This is a genomic window from Rhodanobacter glycinis (assembly GCF_900114325.1).
Taxonomy (GTDB): domain Bacteria; phylum Pseudomonadota; class Gammaproteobacteria; order Xanthomonadales; family Rhodanobacteraceae; genus Rhodanobacter_A; species Rhodanobacter_A glycinis.
Map to the genome: position 1 here is coordinate 295829 of NZ_FOSR01000004.1, position 8477 is coordinate 304305.

6 protein-coding genes are annotated in these 8477 nt (G+C 64.6%); 1 reads left to right on the forward strand and 5 read right to left on the reverse strand.

Features of this window, described 5'->3' with window-relative positions:
* Window positions 1-48 precede the first annotated feature (48 nt).
* The 3 genes from gnd to tal are packed head-to-tail and all read right to left on the reverse strand — an operon-like array spanning window position 49 to window position 4471.
* Window positions 49-1071, reverse strand: coding sequence for a phosphogluconate dehydrogenase (NAD(+)-dependent, decarboxylating) (gene gnd, locus BMY90_RS06835; RefSeq protein WP_175481516.1), 1023 nt, complete (start codon window positions 1069-1071; stop codon window positions 49-51).
* A 29-nt stretch (window positions 1072-1100) separates the two neighbouring features.
* Window positions 1101-3401, reverse strand: a complete 2301-nt coding sequence (gene pgi / locus BMY90_RS06840; RefSeq protein WP_092702712.1) for a glucose-6-phosphate isomerase — start codon at window positions 3399-3401, stop codon at window positions 1101-1103.
* Entirely contained in the window at window positions 3398-4471 is a 1074-nt protein-coding gene (gene tal, locus BMY90_RS06845; RefSeq protein ID WP_092702714.1) for a transaldolase, read from the reverse strand. The genes pgi and tal overlap by 4 nt, the downstream gene beginning before the upstream one ends.
* A 594-nt stretch (window positions 4472-5065) precedes the next feature.
* Between tal and BMY90_RS06850 the strand changes: the two genes are divergently transcribed.
* The gene (locus BMY90_RS06850; protein ID WP_245734957.1) at window positions 5066-6574 is read left to right on the forward strand and encodes an MASE1 domain-containing protein; all 1509 of its coding nucleotides are present in this window, start codon (window positions 5066-5068) and stop codon (window positions 6572-6574) included.
* 28 nt (window positions 6575-6602) lie between these two features.
* On the opposite strand, the gene BMY90_RS06855 is transcribed toward BMY90_RS06850, so the two are convergent.
* Both BMY90_RS06855 and prpD read right to left on the reverse strand, forming a co-directional pair.
* Complete coding sequence (locus BMY90_RS06855; RefSeq protein ID WP_245734959.1) at window positions 6603-7100, reverse strand: hypothetical protein; 498 nt, start codon at window positions 7098-7100, stop codon at window positions 6603-6605.
* A 329-nt stretch (window positions 7101-7429) separates the two neighbouring features.
* On the reverse strand, window positions 7430-8477 hold a 1048-nt coding region (prpD, locus tag BMY90_RS06860; protein WP_092702720.1), incomplete at its 5' end, for a 2-methylcitrate dehydratase.

Sequence of the window (8477 nt, forward strand, 5' to 3'; positions counted from 1 at the left end):
CACCGGGTGCCCGCACGCAGGCCTGGCACCCCGTCGCCGAATGGACGGCTAGCTGCCCTTGGCGGCCTTCTCGTCGTGACCGCCGAAGGCATGGCGCATGGCCGACATCACCTGGTCGGCGAACATGTCGTTGCCGCGCGAGGCGAAACGACCGAACAATGCCGCGGTCAGCACCGGTGCGGGCACGCCTTCCTCGATCGCCGCCAGCGCGGTCCAGCGACCTTCGCCGGAATCGGATACGCGACCGGCGTAATGCTTGAGCGTCGGGTCCTTGTTCATCTCGATCGCGGTGAGGTCGAGCAGCCACGAACCGATCACGCTGCCGCGACGCCATACCTCGACCACGTCGTGCAGCGGCAGGTCGTACTGGTAACGATCGGGATGTTCCAGCGGCGAAGTCTCGGCATCCACCTCCTGCTTTTCACGCCCCACATTGGCGTGGTGCAGGATGTTCAGGCCCTCGGCATAAGCGGCCATCAAGCCGTACTCGATGCCGTTGTGGACCATCTTCACGAAGTGGCCGGCACCGTTCGGGCCACAGTAGAGATAACCCTGCTCGGCTGGTCCGGGCTTGCCCATGCGACCGGGCGAACGCGGCGCGGTATCCACGCCCGGTGCCAAGGCGGCGAACGCCGGCTGCAGATGCTTGTAGGCCGTCTCGGGACCGCCGATCATCTGGCAATAACCGCGCTCGCGACCCCACACGCCACCGCTGACACCGACGTCCACGTAGTGGATGTTCTTTTCGCCAAGCCGCTTGGCGCGACGCAGGTCTTCCACGTAATGCGAGTTGCCGCCGTCGATCACCATGTCGCCGGCTTCGAGCAGCGGCACCAGCGTATCGAGCACCGTGTCGACCACGGCGGTCGGCAGCATCAGCCACACCGCACGCGGGCTGGACAGCTTGCCGACCATCGCCTCCAGCGAGTCGGCGGCTTCCGCGCCGACCTTGGCCACGGCCTCGCGCGCCTCGGCCTTGGTGTCGAACGCCACGCACTGCACGCCGGCATCCTGCATCCGGTGCACCATGTTCAGGCCCATCCGGCCGAGGCCGACGAAACCCAGTTGCAGGCCGTGGCCCGAATCCTTCGATGTCGTGCTCATGTCACGTTCTCCCACAGTCGGAAACCGCCGATGAAAGCGTTGGCGTTGTCGCCGCGGCGCACGCCATCAGGCAGCTTGTTGAGGTGTTTCACATTGCCGCCGCCGAGTACCACGTAGTCGGGCTCCAGCGCGGCACGCAGGGTGTCGATTTCCTCGAACACGTGCGCGTGCCACTTCTTGCCGTGGCGTTCGCGCGCCTGCTCGCTGACGTAGTACTCGTAGGTGTGCTTCTTGTACGGCATGTGCGCCAGTTCCATCGGCTCGAGCTTGCCATCGGCGATCATCGCCGAACCCAGGCCGGTGCCCAGGCCGAGGAACAGCATGCGGCCGCCCTCGTAGCTGCCCAGCGCCTGCATCGCGGCATCGTTGACCAGCTTCACCGGGCAACCGAAAGCCTTGGCAAAATCGAAGCCGACCCAGCCTTGGCCCAGGTTGTGCGGCTCGTGCACGATGCGTCCGTGCACCACCGGTGCGGGGAAGCCGATGCTCACCGCGTCGTACTTCCAGCCGCGCAGGCGCTTGTGCAGGGCGGCCATCATCAGGTCCGGCGTCAGCGCTGGGCCGGAATCGATCTTCACCTCCTGCTTCTTGCCGGTGAGCAGAGCCTTGACGTGGGTACCGCCCACGTCGAGCACCAGCACGCGGCGCCCCTGCGGCGCCGGCTCGCTGGCGGCCTTGCGGCGCGCCTTGCGGTACCAGCGGATCGCGGCATTGGTCGACGCGTCGTGGGCCAGCGACTTGCGCGGTGCCTCGATCTCGCCGGCCACGCGCACGGCCAGCTGCTTGCCCAGTTCCACGCCCCACTGGTCGAACGCATTGATGTCCCAGATCGCCGCCTGGGTGAACACGCTGTGCTCGTACAACGCGATCAGCGCGCCCAGCGCAGCCGGCGTAAGCCGCTCGGCCAGCAACAGGCTGGAAGGCCGGTTGCCTTCGAACACCTTGTGCGGTGCCAGCGCCGCCGGCGCGCCCTCGGCCTTCACCTGCTTCAGCGTCTTGCCCATCGCCAGTGCCTCGGCCTGCGCGATGACGTTGGCTAGCAGTAGGTCATGATGGCGACCGAGCGGATTCAGCGCCTCGCCGAAGGCCACGAAATCGCACGGGATCAGATGCGTGCCCTGGTGGATCAGCTGATAGAACGAGTGCTGCCCGTTGGTGCCCGGTTCGCCCCAGAAAATCGGTCCGGTGGCGTAATCCACCGTCTTGCCTTCCAGCGTGACGTGCTTGCCGTTGGACTCCATGGTCAACTGCTGCAGGTAGGCCGGGAAGCGCTTGAGGTACTGCTCGTAAGGCAGCACCGCCACCGTGGCGGCGTCGAAGAAATCGGCGTACCACACGCTGAGCAGGCCCATGATCGCGGGCAGGTTGCGCTCCAGCGGGGTGGTGCGGAAATGCGTGTCCATGGCGTGGAAGCCGGCCAGCATTTCGCCGAAGGCTTCCGCACCGATGGCGATCATGGTGGACAGGCCGATCGCGGAATCCATCGAATAGCGGCCGCCGACCCAGTCCCAGAAACCGAACATTTGCGCACTGGGAATGCCGAACTCGTTGACCGCCTCTTCGTTGGTGGACAGCGCCAGGAAATGCCGGCCCACCGCCTTCTTGTCCTTGCCCGCCGCGGCCTGCAACCAGTCACGCGCGGTGTGCGCGTTGGTCATGGTTTCCAGCGTGGTGAAGGTCTTGGAGGCGACGATGAACAGCGTTTCCTCCGGGCGCAGGCCATGTACGGCCTCGGCGAAATCGGTGCCGTCCACATTCGAGACGAAGCGCAATTGCAGGCCGCGGTCGGTGTAGTGGCGCAGCGCCTCGTAGGCCATCACCGGGCCCAGGTCGGAGCCGCCGATGCCGATGTTGACGATGTTGCGGATCGGCCGTCCGCTGTAGCCCTTCCATTCGCCCGCGCGGATCTTCGTGGCGCAATCGGCCATGCGCTTGAGCACCGCCTGCACTTCCGGCACCACGTTCACGCCATCGACCAGGATCACGCTGTCGGCCGGCGCGCGCAGCGCCGTGTGCAGCACCGCGCGGTGTTCGGTGGAGTTGATCTTCTCGCCGGCGAACATGGCGTCTCGCCGCGCTTCCACCCCACGCTCGCGAGCCAACGCAAACAACCGCTTCAGCGTTTCATCGGTGATGCGGTGCTTGGAATAGTCCAGCCGCCAGCCGGCGGCCTCGGCGGTGAAGCGTTCCGCGCGGGTCTCGTCCTTGGCGAACATATCGCGCAGATGCAGTTTCTGCACTGACTTGTGGTGCGTCTCCAGCGCGTTCCAGGCCGGGCTCTCGCGCAGTGTGCTCATGCAGCCTTCTCCATGCGTTGACGGATCGTGTCGAGCAGGTCGTTCCACGATTTCACGAACGACGCGGCACCTTCGTCCTGCAGCGTTTCGGCCAGTGGGTCGACCTCCAGCCCGCGCTCGGCGAAGCTGGCTTGCACCGCTCGGGCGGCGCTGTCATCGGCACTCATCAGTGCGCCGGGCTGGCCATGGTCGACCACCGCCAGCAAGGTCTTCTCGGGAATCGTGTTGACGGTGAATGGCGCAGCCAGGCTGTCCACGTACAAGGTGTCGCTGGCGGCCGGGTCCTTGGTGCCGGTACTCGCCCACAGCAGGCGCTGCGGTCGCGCGCCCTCGTTCATCAGGCGCTGCATGCGCGGCGAGGCAAGCACCTCGCGGTAGCGAGCATAGATGCTGCCAGCCACGGCCAGGCCGAGCTGGTTGTGCATTTCCTCGGGCACCGCCTTGGCCACCTTCACATCCCAGCGGCTGATGAAAACCGACGCCACCGAGGCCACGTCCAGCGACAGGCCTTCCGCCAGCCGCCGCTCCAGGCCTTTCATGTAGGCATCGGCCACTGCCTGGTACTGCTTCGGCGAGAACAGCAGGGTGACGTTGATCGGCACGCCGCGGTAGATAAGCTCCTCGATCGCACCCGCGCCGGCGGTGGTACCTGGCACCTTGATATAGAGGTTGGCGATACCCGCGCGCTCGTGCAGCGCCACGGCCTGCTCGATGGTATGCGCGGTGTCGTCGGCCAGCAGCGGCGAGACTTCCAGCGAGACCCAGCCGTCCACGCCGGAGGTGCGTTGGTGGATCGGCTCGAACACCTTCGCCGCGTTGCGCAGGTCATCGATCGCCAGATCGAAGAACACCGCCTCGGGATCGGTGCTGGCAGCGGCGCGAATGGCCGCGTCGTAGTCGTCGCCACCCTTGATGGCGTGCTCGAAGATGGTGGGGTTGGAGGTGAGTCCGGTGACCGCACAGCGATCACGGTAATCCTCCAGCGTGCCGGCGCGGAGCATGCCGCGCGTGATGTTGTCCAGCCAGAGGCTCTGGCCGAGCCCGTTCAGTGTGCGGGCCGAATCATGCATTGCGAAACTCCTTGGTTTGCCTGGTGAGGCGAAGACTCGGGTGGTCGGCCTCGCCGACGTCGGCAGGATCTTCGCGGAATGGGGGAACATGCAGGGGGATCTGCATTCGCCCTAGGGTAGGCCGCACGGACCGGCCATCGCAAGGCAATTTGGGCGCCGGAAGACCGCCTTGCAGCGCCATTTCGACGTATGATCTTGCGAACGGGGGCGGACGCAGGGGGCTGTCCACGTCCCTCATCGATCGCATGTCTGTCGTCATCGGCGGAACCTTAGCTTCGCCGACGTCAATCCCGAATGAAGCAGGTCGCCGTCACCTTGCGCGATGAGCGCGAACCGGAAGGCCCGACCCGCTGTCGAAAGCAGGACATACCGCTCACCGGCAGCGATTGGGGTATAGCATATTGGGCATGGGTCCCATGGATCGTCTTGCCGGGGAGCAAGTGATCAAGGCGTCCGGACCGCACGTACGGTTCGAGCGGCGGCGACAAGGGTCCCCAAGGGGGAAGAATGCAAAAGGATGCATGGGCGAACGCCTGGTTCCGACATATCGCTGTAGCCGTGGCTTTTGCCGCCGGCACCTCGTTGTTTCGCGCGATGATCATTCCGCACTGGGTGCTGCTGTGCGGGTTTCATCTGAGCGTATTGCTGCTGGTGCGCTATCGCTACTGGCCGGCGTTGCTGGTGGGTGAGGCGGCGTCGTTGGCGCATCTTAGTTATGCGCACGCTGACTTGGGCATAGCGTGGGCGCTCCTTAATCTTGTTCCAGCTTCCTTGCTGGTTATGCCTATCGCATACCTCTGTCGCGAAAAATGGCGTCTGTTTCCGACTCGGGATGCGATCAACATAGGTACCTTGCTTGCAGGCTCATTGTTGGCAGCCTGCACCATGACCCTTAATAATTTACTGCTGTTGCTGGCAGTCAAGCTGCCAGCAAACTATGCCCCTATCCATTACGGGCAAGTTCTGTCGCATTGGGTGCTCGGCAACTATCTCGGCATCCTGACAATCGTCCCCATCGTGCTGGCCGTGAACCAATCGGCGCGGCGGTATGGCTGGCATGCCCTGCCGATCAAGACCATCGAAAGCCGTCTCGTGCTGGAGGGCACGTTCCTGTTGATACCGGCGATGCTGCTGCTGATCTGGGCCGGTCATGCGATTCCCCAGGCACGTGAGATTGCCCAGATGGCGATGTTCATGCCGATGGTCTGGCTGGCCTTGCGTCATGGCTGGATGGGCGCGGCCATCGGCGGCACCGCGGCCAGTTTCGCGGTGATTGCGCTGATGCCGGCACGCAGCGATGTGAGCACGCTGCAGGCCGAAGTGGTGATCGCCTTCGCCGTCACGGCCATGCTGCTGATGGGTGCGCGGATTGCCTCGCTCAACCAGCGGGCAGACAAGGAGCGCAGCGACCTGCGCCTGGCCCTGGCCCTGGCCCAACGCAACGTGCACATGGGCGAGATGCAATTGCGGGTAACTGCGCAGGTGCTGGACCAGATCCGCGAAACCGTCCATTCCGGTTACGCCATGATGATGGGCCGGTTGAAGACGCTGCAGCCGGCCATCAATGATCGCAGCTACCGCCTGCAGGCGCTGATTGCGCAGGACCAGCTCTACCGCCTGGCCGACAGCCTGTATCCCACCGCGTTGCGTGAGCATGGCCTGCCGGCCACGCTGAACGAAGGCGCCCTGTCACGCGTATTGAATGACAGCGGGATTACCTACCACTCCGAGATCCAGGGCCCGCTAAGCGAGCTGTCTGCAGCCATCCACCTGGCCATCTACCGCATCACCTGCGAAGCCGTGGCCGATGCCTGCATCCGCCGGGATATCAGCGCGATTGCCGTGCTGGTGCGCTGCGGCCGCAGCCAGGGGCGCGCCTGGGTGATGATCCGCATCGACTGCCACACGCAACCGCAACAGGCCGAGCAGGTCCGCTGGAACGAATTGATTCCGAAGGTGGTGCTGCGCACCACCAGTGGCCTGGGCCGACAGGCCATCGAGGACCGGGCCGCCACGTTCGAGGGCAAGGCGCGCGAACGCGCCTTGCCTGATGGACGCAGAATCAGTGTCATTCTGTTCGATCCGATTCTGCCCGGCGGCTAACACCACTGTATAACGGCTGGAATAGCTACTAATTACCGGACGTAATGCCATGCGTACTACAAACAATCGGATCGCATGACAGACCACCACCACCCGTATCCACCGCCTGCAGCATCACCGTCCCATTGCTCATCGGCGTGGCCGTGATCTGTGTGGTGTCATCCTTGTAAACCGTGGTCGGCGCCGCTGCCGGCGCCGCCGCAGCGACAGCCTGAGTGTTGGCCGCCGGCTGCTGCGGCGTCGACACCAACTGCGAGAAGGCACCTATCGGCAGCGTGATGAACTGGCCGTTGGCCGTACCGATCGCACCGAGCACGTTGCCATTGAGATCATTTACCTGGATGTACTTCACACCACCCAGGGTGAATACATAGGCATGCCAGAGCGGGCTGGCACTCACGTCCGCCGCATTCGGCCACGCCTGGCCAAGGCCGCTGGAGGGCGGATTGGCAGCCATCGCCACCCCCGTCGCTCCAATCATGGACAAGCCGACAACCGCGGCCACGCGAAACAGGATCTTCGACATGATCAATCCCCTTTATCCATTGATGGTAGTGGCGCCCCATGGGGGCTGACACGCAACATCCCGCCGACAAATGATGATGTGACAAGCATTTGCCGTCTCAAGACACGCAGGCCGATGACACGCCCCGCCGCCCGATAATGCGCGTTTTATCCCGCCGCGTCTCGCCTGGCAACCCCGATGGGGCTGGAACGGCATCTCTTTTCCGCCCCGCAGGCGCCTGTCTACACCAAGGAACCGAGCCATTCGCCCCGCTCGGCGAATAACGCCGCTGCGCCCTGGCTTGTCCCGGAACGGCCTGCCCTAGCGGCAGGCCGTTCACGTTTCCGCTTTTACAGTGCGAACAGGCCGAGGAACTGCTGAATCGGCATGGCATCCAACTTGGCTGGATCGGCGGTGGCCGCCAGGATGGCCTGGACCTGATGCGCCGGCAGGTGGCCGCGCATGGCCGCCTCGAACTTCTTCAGCAGCACCGGAATGCCCTCGGCGCGGCGCTTGCGGTGGCCGATCGGGTAATCGATCGAAACCTTTTCGCTGTGGCTGCCGTCCTTGTAGAACACCTGCACCGAATTGCCGATGTAGCGTTTGTCCGGGTCGAAATAGTCCTTGGTGAACTGCGGGTTCTCGACCACGCTCATCTTGTCGCGCAGCGCGTCGATGCGCGGATCGGCAGCGATGTCGTCGTTGTAGTCGCTGGCCACCAGCCGGCCGAAGATCAGCGGCACCGCCACCATGTACTGGATGCAGTGGTCACGGTCGGCGTAATTGGCCAGCGGGCCGGTCTTGTCGATGATGCGGCAGCCGGCTTCCTGCGTTTCGATGACGATCTTCTCGATCTGGTCGAGCTTGCCGGCCACTTCGCCGTGCAGCTTCATCGCGCATTCCACCGCGGTCTGCGCATGGAATTCGGCCGGGTAGCTGATCTTGAACAGCACGTTTTCCATCACGTAGCTGCCGAACGGGCGCTCGAACTCGAACGCGTTGCCTTTGAAGGCCACGTCATAAAAGCCCCAGGTCTTGGCGCTCAGTGCCGACGGGTAGCCGACCACGCCGCGATAGACCGCGTTGATGGCGTGGGTGACGGCGCGGCGGCAGGCATCGCCGGCGGCCCAGCTCTTGCGCGGCCCGGTGTTCGGCGCGTGGCGGTAGGTGCGCAGCGCGCCGTTGTCGATCCAGCTATGCGACACCGCCGTGGTGATCTGCTCCTTGTCGCCGCCGAGCATGTGCGTGGCCACGGCGGTGGAGGCCAGCCGCACCAGGATCACGTGGTCCTGGCCGACGCGGTTGAAGCTGTTCTTCAGCGCGTAGCAGCCCTGGATCTCGTGCGCCTTGATCGCGTAGCCGAGCACGTCGCGCACGGTCAGCGCTTCGCCGCCCTCG